The organism is Flagellimonas aurea (genome assembly GCF_017313785.1).
Classification (GTDB): Bacteria; Bacteroidota; Bacteroidia; order Flavobacteriales; family Flavobacteriaceae; genus Flagellimonas; species Flagellimonas aurea.
The window spans coordinates 159986-184249 of the sequence record NZ_JAFLNL010000010.1 but is presented as its reverse complement, the minus strand read 5'-3'; the positions used below and the strand labels follow the sequence as shown (position 1 = coordinate 184249).

The 24264-nt window shown below is 41.8% G+C and carries 24 protein-coding genes; 11 read left to right on the top strand and 13 right to left on the bottom strand.

Annotation, left to right across the window (positions count from 1 at the left end):
* Nucleotides 1–297: 297 nt before the first annotated feature.
* From J0656_RS16380 to J0656_RS16350, 7 genes are all read right to left on the bottom strand, one after another.
* Nucleotides 298–1032, bottom strand: coding sequence for an LCIB family protein (locus J0656_RS16380; protein WP_207035839.1), 735 nt, complete (start codon nt 1030–1032; stop codon nt 298–300).
* A gap of 26 nt (nt 1033–1058) precedes the next feature.
* Nucleotides 1059–2066, bottom strand: coding sequence for a bestrophin family protein (locus J0656_RS16375; RefSeq protein WP_207035837.1), 1008 nt, complete (start codon nt 2064–2066; stop codon nt 1059–1061).
* Nucleotides 2067–2073: 7 nt separating this feature from the next.
* Nucleotides 2074–2727: an ion channel gene (locus J0656_RS16370; RefSeq protein WP_237688974.1), complete on the bottom strand. Its 654-nt coding sequence runs from the start codon at nt 2725–2727 to the stop codon at nt 2074–2076.
* A 23-nt stretch (nt 2728–2750) separates the two neighbouring features.
* Nucleotides 2751–3065: a hypothetical protein gene (locus J0656_RS16365; RefSeq protein WP_207035835.1), complete on the bottom strand. Its 315-nt coding sequence runs from the start codon at nt 3063–3065 to the stop codon at nt 2751–2753.
* 75 nt (nt 3066–3140) lie between these two features.
* Entirely contained in the window at nt 3141–3488 is a 348-nt protein-coding gene (locus J0656_RS16360) for a DoxX family protein (RefSeq protein ID WP_207035833.1), read from the bottom strand.
* Nucleotides 3489–3547: 59 nt separating this feature from the next.
* Nucleotides 3548–4303 (bottom strand): SDR family oxidoreductase, encoded by a 756-nt coding sequence (locus tag J0656_RS16355; RefSeq protein ID WP_207035831.1) that lies wholly within the window; start codon nt 4301–4303, stop codon nt 3548–3550.
* Nucleotides 4304–4380: 77 nt separating this feature from the next.
* Nucleotides 4381–4944, bottom strand: a complete 564-nt coding sequence (locus J0656_RS16350; RefSeq protein ID WP_207035829.1) for a TetR/AcrR family transcriptional regulator — start codon at nt 4942–4944, stop codon at nt 4381–4383.
* 326 nt (nt 4945–5270) lie between these two features.
* Between J0656_RS16350 and J0656_RS16345 the strand changes: the two genes are divergently transcribed.
* Nucleotides 5271–6398 (top strand): Fic family protein, encoded by a 1128-nt coding sequence (locus J0656_RS16345; protein ID WP_207035827.1) that lies wholly within the window; start codon nt 5271–5273, stop codon nt 6396–6398.
* A 31-nt stretch (nt 6399–6429) separates the two neighbouring features.
* Here the strand turns inward: J0656_RS16345 and J0656_RS16340 are convergent, their stop codons facing one another.
* The 3 genes from J0656_RS16340 to J0656_RS16330 form a co-directional block, all read right to left on the bottom strand.
* The gene (locus tag J0656_RS16340; protein ID WP_207035825.1) at nt 6430–7692 is read right to left on the bottom strand and encodes a site-specific integrase; all 1263 of its coding nucleotides are present in this window, start codon (nt 7690–7692) and stop codon (nt 6430–6432) included.
* A 237-nt stretch (nt 7693–7929) separates the two neighbouring features.
* Nucleotides 7930–8760 (bottom strand): ferritin-like domain-containing protein, encoded by an 831-nt coding sequence (locus tag J0656_RS16335; RefSeq protein ID WP_207035823.1) that lies wholly within the window; start codon nt 8758–8760, stop codon nt 7930–7932.
* 22 nt (nt 8761–8782) lie between these two features.
* Nucleotides 8783–9520, bottom strand: a complete 738-nt coding sequence (locus J0656_RS16330) for a ferritin-like domain-containing protein (RefSeq protein WP_207035821.1) — start codon at nt 9518–9520, stop codon at nt 8783–8785.
* Between the two features lie 638 nt (nt 9521–10158).
* Between J0656_RS16330 and J0656_RS16325 the strand changes: the two genes are divergently transcribed.
* The 8 genes from J0656_RS16325 (at nt 10159) to J0656_RS16290 (ending at nt 15284) form a co-directional block, all read left to right on the top strand.
* Entirely contained in the window at nt 10159–10602 is a 444-nt protein-coding gene (locus tag J0656_RS16325; RefSeq protein WP_207035819.1) for a GNAT family N-acetyltransferase, read from the top strand.
* Between the two features lie 8 nt (nt 10603–10610).
* Nucleotides 10611–10805, top strand: coding sequence for a 30S ribosomal protein S21 (gene rpsU, locus J0656_RS16320; RefSeq protein WP_207035817.1), 195 nt, complete (start codon nt 10611–10613; stop codon nt 10803–10805).
* 34 nt (nt 10806–10839) lie between these two features.
* Nucleotides 10840–11031: a hypothetical protein gene (locus J0656_RS16315; protein WP_207035815.1), complete on the top strand. Its 192-nt coding sequence runs from the start codon at nt 10840–10842 to the stop codon at nt 11029–11031.
* Nucleotides 11032–11071: 40 nt separating this feature from the next.
* The gene (proC, locus tag J0656_RS16310; RefSeq protein WP_207035812.1) at nt 11072–11878 is read left to right on the top strand and encodes a pyrroline-5-carboxylate reductase; all 807 of its coding nucleotides are present in this window, start codon (nt 11072–11074) and stop codon (nt 11876–11878) included.
* Nucleotides 11879–11881: 3 nt separating this feature from the next.
* On the top strand, nt 11882–12652 hold the full coding sequence (gene proB, locus J0656_RS16305; protein ID WP_207035810.1) for a glutamate 5-kinase: 771 nt from the start codon (nt 11882–11884) through the stop codon (nt 12650–12652).
* Between the two features lie 5 nt (nt 12653–12657).
* On the top strand, nt 12658–13857 hold the full coding sequence (locus J0656_RS16300; protein ID WP_207035808.1) for a glutamate-5-semialdehyde dehydrogenase: 1200 nt from the start codon (nt 12658–12660) through the stop codon (nt 13855–13857).
* Between the two features lie 161 nt (nt 13858–14018).
* Nucleotides 14019–14348: a YegP family protein gene (locus tag J0656_RS16295; protein ID WP_108246441.1), complete on the top strand. Its 330-nt coding sequence runs from the start codon at nt 14019–14021 to the stop codon at nt 14346–14348.
* A 474-nt stretch (nt 14349–14822) separates the two neighbouring features.
* On the top strand, nt 14823–15284 hold the full coding sequence (locus J0656_RS16290) for a LytR/AlgR family response regulator transcription factor (protein WP_237688973.1): 462 nt from the start codon (nt 14823–14825) through the stop codon (nt 15282–15284).
* Nucleotides 15285–15289: 5 nt separating this feature from the next.
* Here the strand turns inward: J0656_RS16290 and J0656_RS16285 are convergent, their stop codons facing one another.
* From J0656_RS16285 to J0656_RS16275, 3 genes are all read right to left on the bottom strand, one after another.
* Nucleotides 15290–15871, bottom strand: a complete 582-nt coding sequence (locus J0656_RS16285) for a precorrin-2 dehydrogenase/sirohydrochlorin ferrochelatase family protein (protein ID WP_207035806.1) — start codon at nt 15869–15871, stop codon at nt 15290–15292.
* A 69-nt stretch (nt 15872–15940) separates the two neighbouring features.
* Nucleotides 15941–16882, bottom strand: coding sequence for a PorP/SprF family type IX secretion system membrane protein (locus J0656_RS16280; protein WP_207035803.1), 942 nt, complete (start codon nt 16880–16882; stop codon nt 15941–15943).
* A gap of 3 nt (nt 16883–16885) precedes the next feature.
* Complete coding sequence (locus tag J0656_RS16275; protein WP_207035801.1) at nt 16886–21031, bottom strand: T9SS type B sorting domain-containing protein; 4146 nt, start codon at nt 21029–21031, stop codon at nt 16886–16888.
* A 315-nt stretch (nt 21032–21346) separates the two neighbouring features.
* On the opposite strand from J0656_RS16275, the gene J0656_RS16270 reads away from it, so the two are divergent.
* Together J0656_RS16270 and J0656_RS16265 are read left to right on the top strand one after the other, a co-directional pair.
* Nucleotides 21347–21655: a hypothetical protein gene (locus J0656_RS16270; protein WP_207035799.1), complete on the top strand. Its 309-nt coding sequence runs from the start codon at nt 21347–21349 to the stop codon at nt 21653–21655.
* A gap of 230 nt (nt 21656–21885) precedes the next feature.
* Complete coding sequence (locus J0656_RS16265; protein ID WP_207035797.1) at nt 21886–24246, top strand: TonB-dependent receptor; 2361 nt, start codon at nt 21886–21888, stop codon at nt 24244–24246.
* Nucleotides 24247–24264: the final 18 nt, after the last annotated feature.

Genomic DNA, 24264 nt, shown 5'->3' with positions numbered 1-24264 from the left:
TTATATTACCCCCACCGGGCGAAAGTCCCCCCTTTCACCAGTAAAAATTTAAGCTCATGTAAATGGTAAATTAAAATGTACAATTCCCTTTCTGTTTAACGGTTTATGTTGTAGATTTTAATTCTGCCCAATAGGATAGTCCGGTTTTATAAATATGAAACAATGTAAAACCATAGGGATAATATTCATTTATGGCAGTAATTCTTTCCAAAAAATATGATGTGGCGATGACACCATTTTAATGTCTGTTATTCTCCAGAAAATGTATAGCCCAATTTTGTTTTCCAATCAAAACGGTTAAAAAAATTCCATCAAATCTGTTACCTTTCCTGAGTTCAGGTCCACATGTTCAAACCTTTTATAGGAACAGTATGAACCCATATCCCTGTCCCCATTGATGAAGATGCCACCAACCCTGAACAAATGATCGCACGGATACTCTGTTCTTGAGACCAAATGACCGATCTGTTTGTCAATGGCCTCATAGATGACCTCGGTCGCCTCAAAGATCTGATTTTCCGACCTGGATATCCTATCCTTTTCGGCCAGCAATATCTGTTCAATGGTGTTCTGTTGGTAGTCGTCCCTTGTCAACTCCCCTTCTTTTATCTTATTGTCCCTAAGCTTTGCCAGACCGGCTTGTGCGGCCCCACAACAGGAAGAGTTTGAACTTTGGCCATATCTGTTGATCTCACCGATCTTTCCCTCTTTGGTCACCCCAATATGCGGTGCGTAGAATATCAAGATGGCCCCATCCTCTGGTACATGGTGCGCGAACGCACCCATGCCCGTCAACCCTGCAAAAGGATAGCCATCCAGACCTCCCAGATGAAAAGGTCCCAACATCTCATATGCCTTGGGAGGATATTGTATGGCATTGACATCATCACAGCACAGGCTGTCGGCATGCATGATCTGATGGGTCCCGATACCATATTTATCCTCTATTATTTGGAGCATGTCGTTCACGGTATTCTCCGTGGTCTTGGCATTGGGATAAAACTGTTTTACTGTTTCCAAAAAATCTTTCATGTTGTCGTTTGTTTGTATAGGTTATTCTACATCAATATTTCATCCACGGGTTCCACATTGGGCGGAAGGTCGGTTTCATCCAACATTTCTCTCAAATCGATCTCTATGGTACGCGACAATGCTGCCATTGGGATGTCGTTGGCCCCTCCCTCAAACGGGTTTTCCGTGCTTTCGCCCACTTGTTCCAAGGAGGTGAACACCCAACCCACGACCACACTGAAGGGTATGGTCAGCCAAACACCGTATTCACCAAGTTTGGCAAACTCATCGAGCATCCCAAAAGGGACCAAAATGGAGAACAGTACGATGAAGAACATGTTGATACTGGCAAACTGTCTTGGATAGGGAAAGTTTTTGATGCGCTCCGCCCTTCCCTGATGGGTGAAAAAATCCTTTAAAACCGATTCCATACCCACATACGGATATTCCCCGATCAACCCTTTCTTTCGCAATTCCCTTAGATCCATTGATTGTAGGGCCAAAAGCTGTGTGGCCCTGTTTTTCTTTTGAAGGACATGGTCCATATCTTCTTTGGACAGATAGGGCCTCATCTGTTCCTGTATCTGTGACTCCCATTCCGGTACACTATAGCGTTTTCTGAACTCTTTGGCATGGGGCCTGTCCATGTTCTCCCAAGGTTTTGGCTGCCGCAACTGAAACCGTAGTGCGGTCAACCAAGCAATATGGCGATATATGAGCCGCTTGTGGATCGGATGCAGGTCTTCCTTTGAACAGTCTGTATTCACTATGAAATCCCTGGACATAATCCCCCATGTCCTACTGTCATTTACTATGGCTCCCCATATTTTACGGGCCTCCCACAAACGTCCATAGGTCTGCGTGTTCTTGAACCCTGCAATGAATGCAGCGGCAGTACCCACCAAGGCGACAGGTTGCCAAGGAATGGCCAGCCACTTCAGATCAAATACCCCGTACAATACCGTAGGGAAAACGGCCCAAAGGAACAACTTGAGAATGTTCCTTCTGGTCCAGAATAAAAAAGTACCTATCCTATAATGACTACCTATGTGCATGGCTGGATTATTTTTCTTGTTGTGAAACAAATTTACTGATGAGAATGCCTATCAATACCACGGTATAAAATTGACTTGCCACCCCAAAAAGTGCCACGATCAATTTGGTGCCATGGGAATTCGGGACAATATCCCCGAAACCAATTGTGGTAACGGTAATGGAACTGAAATACACCAGATCCATATAGATGGTCGCAGCTTGTGTAGCGTCAATGTTCTTGATGGCCGTATTGTCCAAATAATAGAGGGCCTGGAACAAAAAAGTGGCGATTTCAATGAGCAGGAAGAAGCCACAGGCGGAAGCCGAGATGATGTCCGTATCGATATAGTTCGGTCTTACAAGATAACGCAAGATCTCTATGAGGATAAAACCAAAGAACAGACAGTACATGGCACTCAATATGGTCATGAAATACTGAAGGTGCCCCACGACCGGGATACTGATGGGCAGAATGATGGCCAATGCCAACAAGCTGTTCTTGATAATGTTCTTTGAACGTCCCTTCTCCATAAATACGCCAATACTGGCCACGCCAATAACAAGCATGTTAACGGGCCATATCACTTTGGTGTAAAAGGGCAGGTCGCTCAATATGATACCGATATAGAGATGTGCCAATAAGGACATCAACAATATCTCATACTTATACCTTTGCGCCATTTTATATAAACCTGGAAGCATTGTCAATGGGCCTGTCCTATATCCAGTTGGTATATTTTGCCATCGGCATCCACATGGAACTTAAAATACACGTTGAAGGCACCCCACTGTTTTGTGGTAAGATGTCCATAGATGTCCTTCCCGTCGTTTTCCACACGGTGTATTTCGGTGAACCATTCCTCACCGACCGCATTTCTGGAAAAGCTCCAAAGATTCCTTGGGTTCCCATCATCGGTCATTTTGGCGTCCGTTGTAAAATAGGACGACCATTTCTTCGGGTCCTTGTCCTGGAGTGCTGTTATGGCACCCCTTACGGTTTCGTTGGTTATGATGTCCATATCCATTGTTTCCTTATTGAGTCGTTCAATTTTTTGATTCCGGCCTTTCCCAAATACAGGTAATACAATATACGATTAACTGTTCAAAGGGTGTCTTAAGTAGAGTACGATCAGGTTAAGGAGCAAAAAAGGCACTTCCACTGCCGCTCCCTTTAAATTCCCATGGAACAGTTGGAAACAAATGATAAATAAAATGGTCGCAGCCATCAAAAAATTGCCCCACACAAATGTTTTGGGCACGATGATCAATACTGTGCTCAATAAGGTCAATGCACCAAAGACCATTACCCCTAACTTTCCAAAGTCCCACTTGCCGAACATTTCCAACATTTCTGGTTTTCCCGTCATCATGGCCATACCTTGCTTGACCCCCATAAAGACAATGGTCAAAAGCAATGCCGCACTGCCGATTTTTGTTACCATTTTAATACTATATTAAAGCCCATTTGACCTAAAACGGTAAATGGGCCCCGTTCAACTGGTTATCGTGTTGTATACCCTCCGTTGGCGAAGATGGTCTGTCCCGTGATCCACCATCCATCCGTGACCAAAAACTCGATTAACGGCGCTATGTCCTTGATATCTGTCAATCCTCCCAAAGCGGATGCGGATTTATGGTAGGCCACGGCATCATCGGATTCCTGACCATAGAAGAAAGGTGTGTCCATGGGCCCAGGTCCCACAGCAGTGACGGAAATGCCCCTATTGCCAAATTCCTTGGATGCGGCCCTGGTAAAATGCTCCACGGGTGCCTTCATACCCTCATAAGTGGAATACAGTCCCGTATAGGCCGCCAACAACGATGTCACTATGGTACATATCTTACCGTTGTCGTTCAATTTTTTGCCTGCTTCCTTGATGAAGAAGTAAGCGACCTTGGAATTGATTTCCGACATGGTATCATATTCCTCCTCGGAAGTATCGACAAAAGGTTTTTTCAATACCATTCCCACGGTATTGATGGCTATGTCCACACCGCCATATCTGGCAATGGTCTCGTCGAAGAATTTGGTGATGTTCCCTACCTTGGTCAAGTCCGCTTGGTAGAGAAACCCTTCCCCTCCTGCTGCCTTGATCGCCTTCAGTGTTTCTTCACTGGCAGCTTTGGAACTGTCACTATTATAATGGATTGCCAATTTTGCCCCTTTGGCCGCAAAGTTTCTGCTCAAAAGGCCCCCAAGGTTTTTGCCGCCTCCGGCTATTAGGACCACTTTGTCCTTTAAATCGATTTTGCCCATAACATGGATTTTATAGTTAACGGGCCAAATCTATTTTTCCGTGACTGAATATTCATTCAGTATTTGTTAAAAAAAACTTAAGAGGTTTTCAGTACCGAATCCCACGCCATTTTAACAAGTGTTTCCCTATATTTTTTGGTCACCTTTATGCCCAGTTCAGATGCGGATTTCAGCCATCCAGCAATGGCACTGAACACAAAAAAGGTCAAGTGCTCCGCCTTGATGTCCTTGAAAATGCCCTGGTCTAGGCCTTTCTGGTACATCTCATCAAAATGATGAAAATTGGACATCGCTTCCTTCTGGGTGTTTTCGTTAATGATGGGGGAAAAAGCATATTGGCTTATGAAATTGAAACGGACGGGGTTTTCCACAAAATAGTGCACCATCCTTGTATAGTAATCAAAGAAGGTAGATTCCACATCCTTGTGGATGGAGTTGTTAACAAATACAATGGCCGCTTCCTCTTCCTTTATCCTGATATAGATCGCGTTTATGATGTCCTCCTTATTTTCAAAGTATCTATAAACGGTTCCCATCCCCACATCGGCCCTTTCAGCGATCATGGACATGGGTGTTCTATGGAGGCCCCTTTCCTCTATAAGGGCAAGCCCGGCACTGATGATCTTGTTTTTTTTATCCATGGGCGTTTTTGAATTAATACAAAATTATGGTATCTCAATAACAACTTCTCTTAACACATTCATGTGGTTAGAGTTTCAGTTCTACGTTAATTGTACATTAAAATATCAGATTATACCTTTTAAATTGTCATTTACACGCATTACAAGTACCAATAAACAACTAAAAAACAAAGCTTCTATATCAAAACTTACGATAGTTCAAATAATCCGTTTTTTAGTTGTTCTCAGTGACCGTTTCTTCCATTTTTCTCTTTTGAGCTATAAAAATTTAATTTATAGCTCATTTTTTTGTTATTTTTGAGCTATAAAACTTAATCATTTAACTCATGACAGCTTTTAAATGGAACTGGCAACAACAAGACTGGCCCAATTTCAGATATGATGAAGCAGCTTTGGAGGACTTGGAATATCAGTTTGTCCAAACTAGTGGAGTGGCAATAGGTTCCATTAAACATATTGATGAGGAAGACAAAAATGAGCTTTTAATTGAGGTTTTGTCGAATGAGGCACTAACTACTTCGGCAATTGAAGGGGAATATCTTGACCGTGGGAGTATTCAGGAATCCATCAAAAAAAACCTGGGACTTGAAACGGAAAGAAAGAAACTTCCCCAAGCTGAATATGGAATATCTGAAATGATGGTCAATCTATATCGAACATATGCAGTACCATTGACCCATGAACAACTTTTTGAGTGGCATCAGATGCTCGCCAATGGTAGAAGGGATTTAGTGGATATTGGAAGATATCGTACCCATGAAGATCCTATGCAGGTTGTTTCAGGACGCCTCGACAAGCCGACGGTACATTATGAGGCACCCCCCTCATCAATAATGACAAATGAAATGGAAGCTTATATTCGTTGGTTCAACGAAACCCATACGACAAACAAATCCAAAATGCTTCCATTGGCCAAGTCAGGATTGGCACATTATTACTTTTTGGCCATCCACCCCTTTGAAGATGGAAATGGACGTATTGCTAGAGGGCTTTCCGAAAAATCCATTTCCATGGATTTGGGAAGACCAGCACTTATATCCCTATCACAGACCATCGAGTCAAACAAAAAAGAATACTATTCTTCCATCGAAGCCCATAATTTCAAACTAGACCTTACTGAATTCCTACTATACTTTGGGGAAACTATACTTTCATCACAACAACACACCATCAAAACCATTGACTTTTTGATTCAAAAAGCCAGATTCTTTGATCAATACTCCCGTTTGATGAACGAACGCCAGCTAAAAGTAGTCCAACGTATGTTCAAAGCTGGATATAATGGATTTAAAGGAGGCCTTAGTGCGGATAATTATATCCGTATTGCCCGAACATCAGCATCAACAGCCACACGTGATTTAAAGGATTTGGTCAACAAATCCATATTAGTCAAATCTGGGGAACTCAAAAGCACACGGTACTCACTAAACTTAAAATTCAAAAACGAAGTTTGATTTTACCTGACAAGCAAGAAAGATTTCGTTTTTATGAAATTCCCCAGGCCTCTTTCAATTTTTGGGCGGCCTCATAATTTGAAATTTTGAGATAACGACGGAAAGCCTTTTCTGATTTATGGCCGGAAATCTTCATGATGAGTTGCACATCAATACCATTTAGGTAAGCATTGGTACAAAAGGAACGCCTACAGGTATGGGAACTTATCAATTTATATTTCTCCAAAAGTTGTGCTTCTTTAATGGTTCCCCGTTTATGCTCAATTTCCACTTTTTGGTGAAGTTTGGCTGAATCCCCAAGTTCCTTTATGCGCTTGTTGAAAGTGAACGAATCAATATCCGGGGCATATCCATCATATTTTCCCAAAATGCTCTTGACTTGGGAACGAAGTGGCACTACAATTCGGCCAGAAGTCTTCTTTTGTCGGATATTCAAAAACCCATTATCATCCAAATACTCAGGTCGAATCCTCGAAATATCGGAAAACCGAAGCCCTGTCAAACACCCAATTACAAAGAAGTCTTTTACTTTCTCCAATTCTTTGTCGGCTTTACAATCAACGGCTGCAATAGCCTGAATTTCATCATCGGACAAATAGATGTGGTCCACTTCTTCTTGAACTACCTTGAATGCCGAAAGATCTATGGGCTTGATACGGTTTCTACGCATACGGTCATTTAAGAAGGCCTTTAAGTTTTTCACTAACTTGCCTATCGTGTTATTCTTCATTCCGACACCTCCATTTTTTAATGGAGCATGGTAGGCTAGGTAGTCCGTCCATTCTTGGTAGAAATGATAATCAAAAGCATTGAAATCGATGATGATTCCCGAAAATTCCTGGAAACCCTCCAAATGCTTTCTAAGTGAATTATAATCCTTGATAACATCTTTGACCACCTTGCTCTTTTTGCTTTCTAGATAATGGTCAAATTCAGTAAAAAAGTCTTGGACAGGTTTTGAATTGATGGACGGTTCACCTTCTTCAAATTGTTTCTTGAACATCTTTTTTGAAAGTGGCCTGCCTTGATTTCGATAGCTGGAAACAATTTGATTGGCCAAGCTGTCCATTTGGGTAAGTTGAACAAATTCAGAACCCACTTCCTTTGATTTTTTAAGGAACGATTTATCCTTGTTCCAATACTTCATTGCAATTTCAATTCCCGTATCGATTTGGATTCTTACATGACGATTTTCATAGTATCTTAATTTGATACTATGGGTTCCATTTTTGTTTGGTGATTCTGAAATATAAAAGTTGTAATTATACATTTGCGTGCTGCATTCGTGCTGCATTTTTCATGAAAAGTAGTGTTTTATGATGTAAAATAAAAATCAACATACATTTAATTAATTGATAATCAATAAAATAATGTAAGTTAATGAAATGTTAAAAATGCAGGGTGGCATCCCGTCCAGACCGCAAAAAGCTCCGATTTCTCGGAGCTTTTTTGGTTTTATATCTTTTTGTTCCAACAAAAAAAGCCCCATTACCAAGGCAATAGGGCTTATTTTTCAATTTAAATATTATTGTTATTCTGAAACAATAAAAAGACTTGCAATAGCAACTGCATCATCTCCTGATAATGCTTCGTCATATGCTTCTGTAGAAGCTTCCATACTAAAAGCAGCACCATTTCCAAGCGTGGTTACATCCACTCCCCCCTGGGTTACGTTTTCTTCTCCGTTGTATACCGCTTGCGTAGCTTCTGGCATACCGGCACCACGTTCGTTGTTGGTAATCCATCCTTTCAGCCCTCTAAGCCTTCTTACTTCTGAGGCGTGCATGGCTTCCACGGCATGTATCTGCAAAGCAGGGGTCAAGAAGTCAGACCCCAACAAGTTTCCTGCCTGCCCTTTGTAAGCCCTTACTCCAGTATCTTCAAACGCCTGGGCCAGTGCCAACAATTGGGCATAAGCGGTTTCCTGACCAACGCCATTATCATTGAATGGGTCAAAAGCGCCTCCTGCGGTAAAATCGAAAGTAGGCTTTTCTACAGGAGTGACTCCTGCGCCTTCCAATCCAGCAATCAGAAAATCAACATGCGCCTGTTCGTGCTTGGAAATCTGCATGTAAACTGTTTCTGGCCTACCACTTGGCAATACTCCTGACTGTAGTGCCAAATCGTAAAACTCGCCCTCCAAATACTCCAAGGTCAATGCCAATTGCAATGCACTCACGGGGTCACTACCCGAATCTTGGGCAAAGGTTTTGTTCGGCATTGTGGCCAAACCAAATGGAATTGCACTTAGAACCGCTTTTTTACCAAGGGAACCTAAGGTCCCGAACATATCTCGTCGAGAGGGTTTCTCATTAAGCAATGATTCATTGGTAAATCCGTCCAAAAATTTTATAATATCCATATCGTATATCTTTTTTTAAAGTTTAAGGTAAATTGTTTGCTGTGAAAGGAGTCTGTATGAATCCCGTATCTCCTACTGCGGAAAGAACCACTGATGGGTCCAAAGCTGCCGCCAGTCCGGTGTCCGTAGTTACATAATCATCTCCGGCAAAATCAGCAGAACCTGGGTTTAGCAGTGTTCTAATAGCTGATGCATGCCTTGCTTCCACGGATACAATTTTTCCTGCCAATAGCAGATATCCAGGGTTACTGATCAGGCGGCCTGCACCATTGTAGGCTGCTACTCCAGTATCTTCCAATACACTTGCCGTGGTAAGCACTTGCTCCCTGTTGTTGAAATCCAAATCACCGTAGTCAAATTCCAGTGTTGGAAGTACTAAGTCGGTATTCCCGTCAACAGCTGCTGTGATAGCGGTCTTGAAAAAATCCCTATGGTTTACCTCATGATAATAAAGGTCGGTCAGGACTTGCATTTCCTCATCGGATATGTTTGCATAAAAGGAGTTTACGACCTTGGTGTAGAAATCAGCTTCCAACTGTTCCAGTGCATACGCATAATTAAGAACCCCTAGATCCCCTTGACCAAGATCAAAAATATCTGAATTGGGATTAGGATCGGGCATCATTCCCATTCCATTGTCATCATTACTACAGGCTACCAGAAGACCTGCGCCAACAACACCCATGCCTCCCAATTTTAGAAACTGCCGGCGGTTTGTTGCCTTTTTTACCGGTTCTACTTTGACTATACTTTTTCTCATAAGGCGATTTGTTTTAAAAGGTTAATACACCCTTACCTACGAGGTATATCCAAAGTGGTTTGGTTTAATATGTTAAAAAAATGCAAAAGCAGTTAATCTGTAGAACCATGAAAGTACAATAACAACAAAATCGGCGGTTCTTCCATATAAACTCTCTCTAATTGTAAAGGGGTAAAGGGGCCCGCATCAGTAAAGTTCAAGGGGAGTTCACGGGTTATCCAGTGGACATTTATATACCAATTAGATATATCTGCTTATCGTCCCTTTAAACCCAGGTACATTAAAAACTATATCGTTTTCGACATGGCCCAAATTAGTGGCCACAACGTTACGAAAAGCATAAACACCCAGTATTATTGGGATTTAAGGCCTGATTTTCTTACCTTTGTCTCGATGAACGTTAAGCTCCACGAGAGAAAAAACTGTAGAATCCTAAGTTTTAATTATCTGGTATTCAGAAACCAGTCAGATAAGTTCATTCCGCCTACCTTTTAATTACCTTCCCCTTATCCGGGAAGTAGACCCTATTACTATGGAACTTAAGGACATTTCGTCCATCCTTTTCCATTTAGCCCTAATCGAAGCTTTAAATAAACTAAAAACTTAAAAATTAATCCGTTATCGTTCAAAACAAAAGCATGGTAATTAAGACCTACGATGCCTATACAAGGCTTTCTACCATGGAAGCCGACCGGTTTGCCAATTTTCTCTTTGACCACCAAGAGGGCAAGAGAGCTACAAAAAAAGCCATTAGAAAGGCTATACAATATTCTACCAAAGATATTCCCGGACTTGGCGGATATGTGTTCGCCATGGAGGACAAAAATGAAATTTTAGGTTTGGCAGTTGTAAACAAAACAGGCATGGGAGATTATATACCGGAAAACTTCTTGGTATTCTTTGTGATTCACAGAGACCACAGAAACAACGATATAGAGCAAAAACTATTGGACTACACCCTGCAATATTGTAAAGGAGACGTTGCCGTTCACATTACAGGTGAAAACCAATATCCGAATAAAAAATTTTTTGAAGATAAAGGGTTCAGCGCAACCCATTTAGAAATGAGATTGAACAGATAAACCATTATATGTTAAAAATAGAAGTTAAGCCAGGTGAAAGTATTGAAAGGGCTCTAAAACGCTATAAAAGGAAATATAGAAACACAAAGCGTTTGGACCAAATACGCAGCCGGCAAGAGTATACCAAAAAATCAGTAGAACGCCGAAAAACACTTAAAAAGGCACAATATAAAGAGCAATTCCTGAACGAACAGGAAGACTAATAACATCAAAAATTAAAGTATCAATAACAATAAAATGAGACTTTCAAGAATTAAAAGGGAAACAAGATATGAAAAACGCTATAGCGTTAAAATGGGAGAACTTACTACCCGTGTCACCTATATAAGAAGGTACATAATGGGACTTCCAGTACGCACTTTGCACAGATACCGTTCAACATACTACGGCAAGGTCAAAGATTGCCACGATTGCAACGTATTATCATAACATCATTAGAACTTTTTATATAAACCTTTTAATATAAACAATGAAAGTATTGGTTATTGGCGCAGGTAACATGGGGCTTACCTATGCCACAGGTATGTCTAAATCCAAATTGTTGAAAAAACGCAACATCATGGTGCTGGACAAATCAAAAGAAAAATTGGAAGAAGTAGGTAAAATAGCCTATTTCGATGCCATTGACAAAATCGAAGATTGTGTACCACAAGCGGATATCATCTTTTTGGCCGTAAAACCCTATCATGCCGAAGAACTTTTTGGGCGCATGAAATCATTGGTTAACCCAGAACAATTGTTCATTTCCATAATGGCAGGGGTCACTATCAACTATATACAGGAAGCCCTTGGTATCAAAAAAGTGGTGAGGGCCATGCCTAATCTGCCAGCTCAGGTTGGTAAAGGTTTGACCAGCTACGTGTCCGCCGAGGAGGTTTCCCGATTGGAACTTTTTATGGTCGAAGGGCTGTTGGATACAACGGGTAAATCGCTTAGAGTGAAAAGTGAGAAATATATTGATGCATCCACCGGAATTTCCGGAAGTGGACCGGCCTACGTATTCTATTTTATGCAAAGTATGATGGAAGCCGCACTACAAATGGGATTCTCCGAAAATGTATCCAAAGTACTCGTGAGCCAAACCTTTACCGGTGCCGTGGAATTGTTCAACCAGAACAACCTAAATCCCGACACTTGGATGGAGATGGTAGCCTCCAAAGGAGGAACCACCAGGGCCGCCTTGGACTCCATGGAAGACAACAATGTAAACGAATTAATCAAAGAAGCCGCCTTTGCAGCATTCGGTAGAGCTGTGGAACTGGGCGAAGAATACTAAAACATGTATAAAGAACTAGTGGTCGTCAAAGTAGGTACAAATGTGATGACCAACAAAGACAACAGAATTGTAAGACCAGTTCTTAACAATTTGGTACAACAAATTGCAGAGCTGTACGAACGAGACATCATGACCATATTGGTCTCCTCTGGATCGGTAATCGCCGGTAAAGAGGTTCTGGGAAAAGCAAAGATCAAAGATAAGACCCAACGTAGGCAGGTATATTCCGCCATTGGGCAACCCAGAATGATGAGACATTATTACAATATTTTTAATGATTACGGAATGAAATGTGCCCAGGTACTCCCAACAAAAAGGGATTTTAATCCTGGTGTACACCGCGACAACATGATCAATTGCTTGGAAGGACTCCTTTCCGAAGGAGTGATTCCGATTGCCAATGAGGATGATGCCGTTTCCGTATCCATGTCCATGTTTTCGGACAATGATGAATTGGCCACTTTGCTGGCGCAATTGATGAAGGCCGATAAACTGATCCTAATGACGGATATTGATGGCCTTTACGATGGACATCCAGAAAAAGCGGATTCTAAGGTAATCGACAAAGTCGAGCCAAAAGAAGACTTGGACAAGTATATAGAAGAAGGAAACAAACAAGAAGGCGAAGGCCGCGGTGGTATGGGATCAAAATTAAACTATGCCCAAAAAGCAGCAGCAGCCGATATTCCATCCTACATTGTAAACGGTAAACGAGATAACGTAATCTTGGATGTTGTAGAAGGAAAGAACGTAGGAACAGAAGTTTCAAAATAACAACAATGAAATTATTAAAAACAGATTTAAAAAATAAAGTATTACAAGATATGGAGCGAATCCTTGATGAAAATCGGGACGAATTGCTCCAAGCAAACAAAAAAGATCTAGATGCATTCAACCGTGACGATCAAGCATTGTACGATCGTTTGGTGGTGGACCAAAAGAAAGTGGATCAAATGATTCAGGCCGTGAAAGAAGTTCGCTTGCAAGATGACCCTGTCAATAAGGAAATCTCCACAAGGGAATTGGACAACGGACTCAAAATCATCAACAGAACTGCTCCTTTTGGCACCATAATGATTATTTACGAGTCCCGCCCCGATGTAACCATTGAGGCAGCCGTACTTGCATTTAAGGCGAATAATAAAATATTGCTCAAAGGAGGTAAGGAAGCTTACCACAGCAACAAAGCCTTGGTTAAGTTCTGGCATCAAGCCCTGACCGAAAATGGTCTATCCAAAGATTATATCCAGTTTATGGAGATGGACAGGACCCAAACACAAGAGTTCCTTAGGAATCCGGACCAAGAGCTAGACCTTATTGTTCCCCGTGGCGGCGAGCGCTTGATCAATTTTGTAAAAGAACACGCCAAATGCGCGGTGCTCATTAGCGGTAGAGGGAACAATTTCCTATATGTGCACAAAGAAGCCGATTGGGAAAAAAGTTTGAAAGTGATTTTGAACGCAAAAACCCATAAGATTTCGGCCTGTAATGCCTTGGACAAAATTTTGGTTGATACTCAAATTGATGGTTATGAAGACAAGCTCAAGGAATTACAACAAGTACTCACGGCAAACAATGTATCCATAATCGTGGATAATGAAGTCAAAAAAACATTGACCAATGAGAACGCAATTACCGATGAGTCCATCTGGCAAGAAGAGTTTTTGGCCATGAAGTGCGTAATTGGTGCAGTCGACAACATCGACGAAGCCATGGAGAAAATCAACAAGAACTCTGGAGGTCACTCAGCATCCATAATGACGGAGAACAATAGTGTAGCCAAAACGTTCATGGAAAATGTGGACTGTGCTGCGGTATACCAAAACGCATCCACCCGTTTCACTGATGGTGGACAAATGGGCGTTGGTGCTGAGCTCGCAATCAGTACGGACAAATTGCACCACCGAGGGCCACTCGGACTAAAACAATTGGTCACCAACAAATACTATGTATTTGGCGATGGGCAGATCAGGGTATAACCTATATATTTCATCAAACTAAAAAGGGAGGCCATTGGTCTCCTTTTTTTATAAGGCACATCCAGCAAGGTCTGAAACTTTATTTTATTATCAAATTTCAACGTATTTATTGGTAGTTTTTTAAGAAAATCTCTAGATTTATTACTTAAAATATATAAAATATGGGAAAATTTGAGATTAACACGGATAAAGCCGGAAAGTTCAGGTTTAATTTAAAAGCTGGAAATGGCCAAGTTATTTTGAGCAGCCAAGGGTACACCACCAAATCTGCTTGCGAAAATGGTATCGAATCTGTAAAAAAACATTCACAGGACGATGATAATTTTGAAAGAAACACAGCGAAAGATGGCAGTCCATACTTTAACCTAAAAGCATCCAACGGACAAGTTATCGGAAATAGCGAAATGTATTCCAGCGATTCTGCTATGGAAAATGGCATTGCATCCGTCAAAAAAAATGCACCAGACGCATCAGTGGAAGAAATTTCCTAAAAAACTGGTATCATTTTACAACGATTAAGACAGCCTTAAAGGGCTGTTTTTTTATGTCAAATTTTCACCCACCAATTCAATTGGGCCATTCATTGGTTCAAAAGGGGCATCCGTTAATTGGGGTCCTAAAATCTCATTTATTGATTCTATTTTTGTCCTGCAATAAAGCGTTAGTGCATATTGATAAGCAAGATCAATATAACGCATGCACAGATAGCAATTCACTTTTGGCGACTGTTGGTCAAAAAAGTGTTTAGTTTAGTTGAGGTTTCCGTTACGCCAAGGAACTACAAAAGTTCCTTGGTTTTAATGGTTTTTTTTATTTGTAACCCACCTTCTCCATAATTTATCAATCCAGAGAATTATTGGCTTGTTCAGGTAACCATCAAGATCTCATATTTCGGCAAAAAAAGGGGCTTCAAAAAAACCTAGATAAACTCAACTGGCCCATCCGTCAATTCAAAACCCGCATTCATGCATTTACTAAAACCTATAGATTTGGACGAACTTCAGCAAGCGGTGGAAAAGGCAAGAAACCGAATGGACACCAATGTTTACAGAGAACAGCTAGATATATTAATGCAAAGCATTTCTCGCGGAAAAGTACGTCCCGAAAAAATTTGCTTGGCCACCACGGCTGGAATGGAGTTTATTGCCTTAGATGACATAGTGGCCTGCAAAGCGGATGGCTCGTACACTTGTTTTATGTTGCAAGATGAAAGTATGCTCTTGGTGAGCAAGCATCTAAAGGAATACGAAATACTACTTTCCGAACACAACTTTATGCGGGTACACAACAGTTTCCTTATCAACTTGAAGAAGGTAAAGAAATATGTTAAATCTGATGGAGGGCACCTTATCATGAGCAATGATATGCAGGTGAATATTTCACCAAGAAAAAGAGATGATTTGATAGAGGCGATGAAACGTTTATAGCCTTATCAACCTTTCTTGTTGACCAAGCCTTTGGTAAACTCGTTCAATGCCTCGACCTTTTGTTCAAAGTCACCCTTAAGGGTTTTTCGGTATTCGTTCAAGTTCTTGACCAAGTCATCAATGTTTTCTGGGAGCACGTCCTCAAAGAACTGTCTCAATCTTTTTGCCGTTGTCGGAGAATGTCCGTTAGTCGAAATGGCCACCTTTACATTTCCCTTGGTAACAATACCGCCCATATAAAAATCACAGAACGGTGGATTATCCGCCACATTTACCAATTTGCTCAACTTTCTGCAATCGTGGTACACCTGCTCGTTCACTTCGGGTTTATCCGTACAGGCCACGACCATATGCTTTCCTTCCAGATACTTTTCTTGATAAACATCTTTTGTAATCTCTACATTATGATTTCCCGCCAACTTTAATGTTTCAGGCAAAAATTCAGGTGCAACCATTTGTACCTGCGCATTGGGACTTGACTTCAATAAAAAAGTCAGTTTTTCCAATCCAACATTTCCACCCCCAACAATGAGTACATTTAAGTTGTTTACCTTCAAAAAAACGGGATACAGCTCATTCCTTTCCATAACATATCGATTTATAAGCGATTATCGTTGTAAAGTTAACCACTATTTTCGGGCCAAGCCTACCCTTAACTAAAATGTAGGTTCTTCCTTTTGTTTTTGGGAAGATTTAAACTCATATCGCACAAATAATTCGTGGGAACCGCCCGTATAGCTGGCCAAGTTTGAAGTGGTAAGATCATAAGCATACCCAGCACTAAAGTTTGGATTGATCTGCATACCCAACAATGTGGAAAATGAATCGTCCCAACGGTAGGCCAATCCAAAAGTGAAGGTTTCCCTGAGCATAGCATTCACCGATAAATCGGCAATAATCGGAGCACCGGGCACCCATTTTACAAAGAAAGCTGACTTTAGTTTCACATCTGGGGTCAAATCCACCACTTTTCCTCCGATAAAATAATAGTGCAAGCGTTCTGCTGCGATTTCCTGTTCCTCGCCATCATAATGCTTTTGCGAAAAAAAGTTGGGTATGGCAAAGCCCAAATACCCCTTTTTTGTATCATAATAAAGTCCTGCTCCAATGGTGGGGAAAAACTTGCTCTTGATGTTGTTCTGGAAAGCCACATCGGAATCTTCGGTAAGTCCCTTGGAAAAATCCACATCAAAAATACGCCCGCCGAGCTTCATACCAAAGGATAGTTTGCTATGGGCACTATCCAACTGAATGGTATACGAAACGTTTCCGTCCAATGATATTTCGGATGACGGACCCAAGGCATCGCGCGATATGATTCCTCCTACCCCAAGTTTATTTTCTAAAGGTGTATCTACCGCCAACACCTGCGTATTGGGAGCACCATTTACCCCCACCCATTGCGACCGGTGCAACAACAAGGCGGTTAAATGCCCGTTGTTGCCAGCAAATGCGGGATTGACACTCATAGTGTTGTACATATATTGCGTGAACTGTGGGTCCTGTTGCCCATACATGGAAATGGAGCATAAGAAGAGTAGCGACAAACACAATTGCCTATATCTCTTTGTTCTATCTTTTGATGAAATCATCTCCATTTTTTATCTGTTTAAATACAACCAGTCCGTTCTTGGCTCCGAACCATCCCCTAAATCCAATACATAATAATAGGTACCCACGGGCAACTGGTCTTCGGGCTGTACCATAGCGCGTCCGTTTGGCGTACCATTCCAATTATTTTTATAGGATTTTGTCTGGAAAACGATGTTTCCCCAACGGTTATAAACCTGAAGCGTATTATTCGGGTAATGGCCTAAGCAATCAATCTTAAAATAATCGTTGATCCCATCTCCGTTAGGGGAAAACTCGTTATAAACAACAAGACAACTTGGATCTACAAACGCCTCTGCTTCATTATTGGTTTCACTAGTGTCCCACTGATCTACAAAGACAAGGCTTGCCCTATTCACATAATCATCAATATCCATAACCTCAACAGTAAGCAATAGGGTTGCTGTTTCGGTAACCGCAAGGGATTCAATTTCCCAAAATGAATTCTCGAAATCATAGGTTCCCACGGTGGTCTCCGAACTGATAAATTGATAGCCCAAGGGCAATTCTTCCTGTATGCCGATATGTGTGGCATCATCCAGACCTTGATTGGTCACCGTTATTTCAAAAACAACCTCATCCCCTATATTGGGCATTGCATTGTTTACGCTTTTTGTAATGGCAATATCCGCGGTTTGAGGCACTACAAAAACTGATGCCTCGTCATCGTCCGCAATACTGTCTGCAAAATCATCTTCCCCGATTCCGGTTGATGGGTCGCTATCAGGGTCAGGATATAAACTTGAAGAAACAAAAGCCTCGTTCAAATATTCGTTTTCTGCACCTGTTGGCGCATTTACAACGGCCAAAATCTCTAAACTTTCAGTGTCCAGATTCAGAATGGTCCTGTTTATGCGCCAAATTCCGGTAGCCTGATTGTATATTCCAGCAGTGGAGGTGTGTGACTGGTATGTGTAACCCATTGGAAGCATATCGGTTACTTCCACATTTCTTGCATCGGACGGGCCATTATTGGTAACGCTCAGCACAAAGCGAACCACGTCACCAACGTTGGGGTTTGTGTTGTCCACGGTTTTGGAAAGCGACAAATCGCTCAAGCCTCCTGGAACGGGTATCACTATTGATTGATCGTCCTCGGAGCCTAAGTTATTGTTGGGAGTGGAATCCGGGTCAAAAGTATCCGAAGCAATCAGTTCGGCCCTATTCCGATATTCACCACTAGCAAGTACAATCACCCGTATCTCCAATGTTTCGGTCGAGGCGTTCGTTAAAGATGGTAAATCCCAAGAACCAGCAATTTCATCATAATTTCCGGCCGATGTTGTTGCCGAAACAAATTGGTAACCGTTTCTCAACTCATCTTCAATAATCAATCCGAAAGCATCGTTCGGCCCATCATTGTTCACCTCAACAGTAAAAAAGATTTCTTCACCAACTTCTGGGTTCATATCGCTTACAGTTTTGAAAACGGAAATATCGGCAACATGTCTTGGCACGACCGTTTGTTCATCCTGATCATCTTCTGAAAGTACATTGTTGCCAGGCGTGGAATCTATATCGAAAAAAATGGCATTGATCAACTCGGTACTCGCTGTATAATCACCCGAAGGATTTACTTCGGCAATTAATTGAAGCTCTATCTGTGACTCCAAAGCCAGATTGCCCACGCTCCAAATTCCGTTTGATGAATTAAACAGTCCCCCTGAATTATCGGAAACATAGGTAAATCCATCCGGTAACGTGTTTTCCACAACAATTCCGATGGCATCACTTGGCCCTTCATTGGTCAGTGTGATGGTGAAAACAATCTCTGTTCCAACATCAGGGCTTGCATTGTCAACACTTATGTCCAAATTTAAATCTGCGGACGGAACGGGCGTCGTCCCAGCATTATCTTGGTCATTTTCAAAAATGTTATTGTTATTGGGGATAGAATTTGGGTCGTACTGATCGGAAGAAAACACCTCGGTCACGTTAAAATGATCTCCTGTGTTGTTTACGGTGGCCACAATGGTAAGGGTTTCCGTAGTGGTATCTTCCAAATTCCCGTTGAGATTCCACATTCCCGAGCTTTCATTGTAGTTGCCTGCCGTGGTTCCGTGGGAAACATAGGTATATCCATCGGGCAGCAAATCCATTACTGCGACCCCTGTGGCTTCACTTGGGCCCAAATTGGTAATGTTGATGGTAAAGATCACATCTTGACCCACATACGGACTCAGAACATTAACAGATTTTTGCAATAGCAAATCGGCCACTGGAATAACTATGGGTTCAATGGTCTGCTGGTCATCTTCCGACTCGTTGTTGTTGTTTGGGCTGGAATCCACATCCATTTCCGAGACATTGGTCAATTCGGCGGTATTGGTATAATTTCCTGTTGGCAAAACCTCCACAGTAATTTCCAAAGTTTCGGAAGCTCCATTGGCCAAATCACCCACAACCCATGAGCCGTTGGTAGAATTATAAGTTCCAATGGAAGGGTTGGAACTCACCAATTGATAACCAGTGGACAAAACATCCGTGACCACAATATTGGTGGCATCACTGGGACCATCATTCTGAACGGTTACCGTAAAAAGTATCTCCTCTCCCACTTCCGGGATTATTTGATCTACCGCTTTGGTGACTGAGATATCGACCAAGGGTTCGGGTACAACGGATACTTCATCTTGGTCGTCTTCGCCTAGTATATTGTTGTTGGGGCTTGAATCAATATCAGTCTGATCATGACCTATTATTTCCGCCATATTATCATAATCCCCGGAAGCATTTACATTGGCAAGGATATTCAAACTAGCGTTATCTCCACTTGCCAAAGGACCTAAGCTCCAAATCCCGGTAATTTCATTGTAAGCGCCCCCTCCATCATCGGAAACATAGGTATAACCTGATGGCAATAAGTCCATGACCTGTACCGAGGTGGCTACACTAGGACCATCGTTGGTCACAGTAAGAGTAAACCTAACATTATCACTCACCAATGGCGGTGATTTATCAATGGTTTTGGTCAATGATAGGTCAATAACAGGCTCTGGTGTCAGAACAATATTATCTTGATCGTCTTCAGCTGGAATAGTATTATTAGGGGTTGAATCTATATCAAAAGCATCGGAAGCGATTACTTGTGATGTATTCGTATAATTTCCCGAAGCATTTACATCGACCAGTATGGTAAGGGTCTCTGTTGTTCCATTGCCCACAGTTCCTATTTCCCAAATTCCTGTGATGGGATCATAGGTCCCCGATGTCGACGAATAAGAATCAAAACTGAACCCTGACATCAATTGGTCTTGAACCTGGACATTAGTAGCATCATGAGGTCCGTTGTTGGTTACGGATATCTCAAAACTGGTTTGTGAGTCCACATAAGGGGACATGTTCCCTCCTACTACGGATTTACTAAGAGATAGATCAGCTTGAACCGGAGCAGCATCAATATTGTCTTCATCATCTTCACTTTGGTCTCCATCATCATTGTTGGCCGAACTGTCCACATCCATTTGATCGGCGTAGATCACTTCCGCAATATGGGTATATTCCCCAATGGTTCCTGTTGGAGTTTGCACCGTGGCATTAAAACTCAAAGAAACTGTATTGCTTCCAACTGGAACACTAATGCTTGACCATGTGATTTTCTGTGAACCATCCACAGAACCGGCATTATCGATTGCGGCAATATTGGAATAGCCTGAGGGCACGAAGTATTCAACCACGACATTTGTTGCATCGATATCTCCAAAATTGCTCATGTTTACGGTGAAGGTGACCACTTCGCCAATATCAGGTTCGGTATTGCTTGCCACAATTTCCATTTCCAAGTCAATGCCCTGAACCGTAATCCCGACAACATCGGAGGCTGTATCACAGCTAGAACCGGAAACGGTCCATTCAAAAATGTAATCTCCCGGCACCAAATCCAATAATTGGGTTTGGGGGTCATTTACATCAGCAATGGTTACAGAAGGTGGGCCAGATAGACGGCTCCAAGTTCCCAAACCGTCAACAGGTGCGGCATTGGCATCCATAAAAACGGCATTGACCTGTGAAACGACCTGATTGGGTCCTGCGATAGCAACACAATCCTGTGCATATCCCACTTGAACCGAAGCTATACCAAGAAAGGTCAACACTAAAAAACACCTAAAAATTAGGGAGGATTGAGGTTTGTTCATAGTTTGAATGATGAGGTATTCCTTACGTAGTAAGGCATACCCAAACTTATCAAGAACAATATAGAATGGGGAAGTTATGTTGTATGGCGAGATGGTTTTGTTGTGAAATGGCACTTTAATGATGGAAAAAATATCCTCCTTTAATTATAAATCCAAAAAGAAATACACCTCTTCAATTGCCAACTTTATTGAATCTTTGTATATACTTTCACAATTGACAAAATTACCATCCGCTATTAAGGAAATGCTAAAAAAATATGGACATCATGGAAATTAACCTTGCATAACAATGTTTTTTAATAGATTTGTTCTTGAATGAAAAACAGTCGTTTTTTAAATAGCATCACCTTCGCGTTTCTTGCCCTGTTTTTGGCAACGAAGCTTGTTGGACTTCATGTGCTTACCCATCATGACGACTCGGAAGGATATTTGGACCATTGTGCCATTTGTCACAACATTGCCTCCGATACTCATGCACCCGGTATTTTAACCGATTCTACCGAACCTATTTCCGAGCAAATTGAAATAGCTGTTCAAAAGAAAGTCGATTCCAAATACGATTTCCAGGTTTCTGGCACCTTGGCAACAAGCCAGCTCTTCTCTCGGCCTCCGCCTACAATCTAAAAACCCATTCATTTTTTTCAACAAAAAGTCTTGGTCTGTTTTAAGGACTAAAGAAATTTGACTGTATTCAATATGTACAAAAGCGTGCTGTAATCGCATAGCTTTACCAACTGTCCATTGATGGATTCATTCAAACTTTTCTGAAACAATGCAATGGGGGAATAGTCTAGAAGCTTCCTCTCTGGAGGCAATTTGAGAATCCCATAGTATTCCCTAAAATGATTAAACACATGCTATTCGCATGGCTGTTCATCAGTCTGTGCGTTTCGGCATCCGCTCAAGAATACCACACTATAAAAGGTATTGTAGTGGATGCAAATACTTCGGCACCCATAGCTGGAGTAAACATAATCGGAAAATATTTATATGCAATTTCTGCGGACAATGGCGAGTTCGTCATCAAAAATGTGACCGCAGGAAAACACCGCTTTGAAATTACCCATATCGGGTACGGCCACGAACATTTTACCGTGGAAATAGGTCAAAACGATGTCAAAGGACTGACCATCCGATTAAAGGAATCCATCACAAATTTGGATGGTGTGGAACTTCTTGGAAAAACGGAAAAACGAAAAGCCCAAGAACTCTCCACCATAACTGTTGGGGTGGATGAAGAATTCCTGAACAAGAATCGGGAAAACAGCTTAATGCAGACCCTAAAAAAGATTCCCGGGGTGAGTACTATTACCATTGGTTCTGGACAATCAAAACCTGTAATCCGTGGTTTGGGCTTCAACCGGGTCAGTGTGGTCCAGAACGGTATTAAGCACGAAGCTCAGCAATGGGGCAATGATCACGGCCTTGAAATTGACCAATACGGAATAGAAAGTATTCAGATTGTCAAAGGTCCCGCATCCTTGGTCTATGGGTCTGATGCCATTGCAGGTGTCGTGGACATTCAACCGTCTAAAGTTCCATTGCCGAATTCGTTCAGCGGGGAGGTCAATCTATTGGGAGAGACCAACAACGACCTGATCGGCATATCTACCGGTGTACAGGGACGAAAGCAGCATTGGTTCTACAGAGGTCGTTTAACCTATAGGGATTATGCTGATTATAAAGTTCCCACGGACAGAATCAACTATGAAAACTACATTTTTGAGCTTCACGAAAACAACCTCAGAAACACAGCGGGCGAGGAAATAAACGCCAGTTTCAGCTTTGGGTTTATCTCTGAAAAAGTAAAATCCGAAACCTTTTTTAGCAATGTCAATGCCAAGAATGGTTTTTTTGCCAATGCCCATGGTCTTGAAGTTCGCTCCTCCAGTATTGATTATGACCGCTCGAATCGTGATGTAGACCTTCCTTATCATCGTGTGAACCATTTTAAGGTAACCAACAACACTACCCTGTATTTGGACCAACATATTTTGGAGCTTGATTTCGGCTATCAAAACAACCAACGGGATGAAAATTCGGAACCCGTACCACATGGATACATGCCAACACCCTCCAATAGCAGGGAACGGATATTCACTAAAAATACATACTCCCTAAACCTTAAAGATACCTTTAGCCCCAATGACAAGCACAATGTAGTCCTTGGAATAAACACCGAATTACAGAACAACAATATTGGTGGTTGGGGTTTCTTGATCCCAGCATACAACAGATACTCCGCAGGAGTTTTTGTTTACGATCATTTTAAGATAAATGAGAATTTCCACCTTCAAGGGGGGCTACGTTATGATGCAGGCCTGATGGAGACCAAGGCCCATTTTGATTGGTTCCAAACACCAATCAAGAACCCCGATGGCTCAACCTCTTATATGTATTTGCAACGCTCACAAGGCAAGAGCCTTGAATTCGGTAACCTAAGTGGCTCTTTTGGATTGAGTTATATCCATCAAAACACCACATTTAAGGCAAACCTTGGCAAAAGTTTTAGAATGCCATTGGCCAACGAACTCGCCTCTGATGGGGTAAACTATCATATGTACCGATACGAGAGGGGAAATATGAACCTTGATCCTGAGCAATCCTATCAGTTAGATATCGATATTGATCATTCCACTTCAAAATTCAACATTGGGATAAGTCCATTCGTGAATTTCTTTGAGAATTTCATTTACCTGAACCCAACCCCTAATTATTATGAAACCTTGCAAATTTACGAGTACACCCAAAGCAAGGTTTTCCGGTTTGGCGGTGAAGCTCGTGCCGGGATCAACGTAACTCCGATGCTGCGGTTGAATGCGTCTGCCGAATATGTGTATTCCAGACAGACCAGTGGGCCCAAAAAAGATTTTACCATTCCGTTTTCACCACCGCTTTCGGGATTGTTCTCGGCCAGCTATCAATTCAAGGATATCGCATTTATGCAATCGCCTCAGGTTACAGCGGATTTTAGGGTAACAGCTGCGCAAAACGACATAGTACCTCCAGAAGAAGTTACCGATGGGTACCAAGCGCTCAATCTCTCGGCCAACACAAAAATCCAACTCTTTGGCAAGGGGAAACCAGCTCAATTACGCATCAAATTAAACAATGTATTCAATACCGAATACTACGATCATACCAGTTTTTATAGGCTCATCGATGTTCCTGAACCTGGCAGGAACTTTTCGATTTCGATGACCGTACCATTTTAATTAAATCAAATGAAGTTT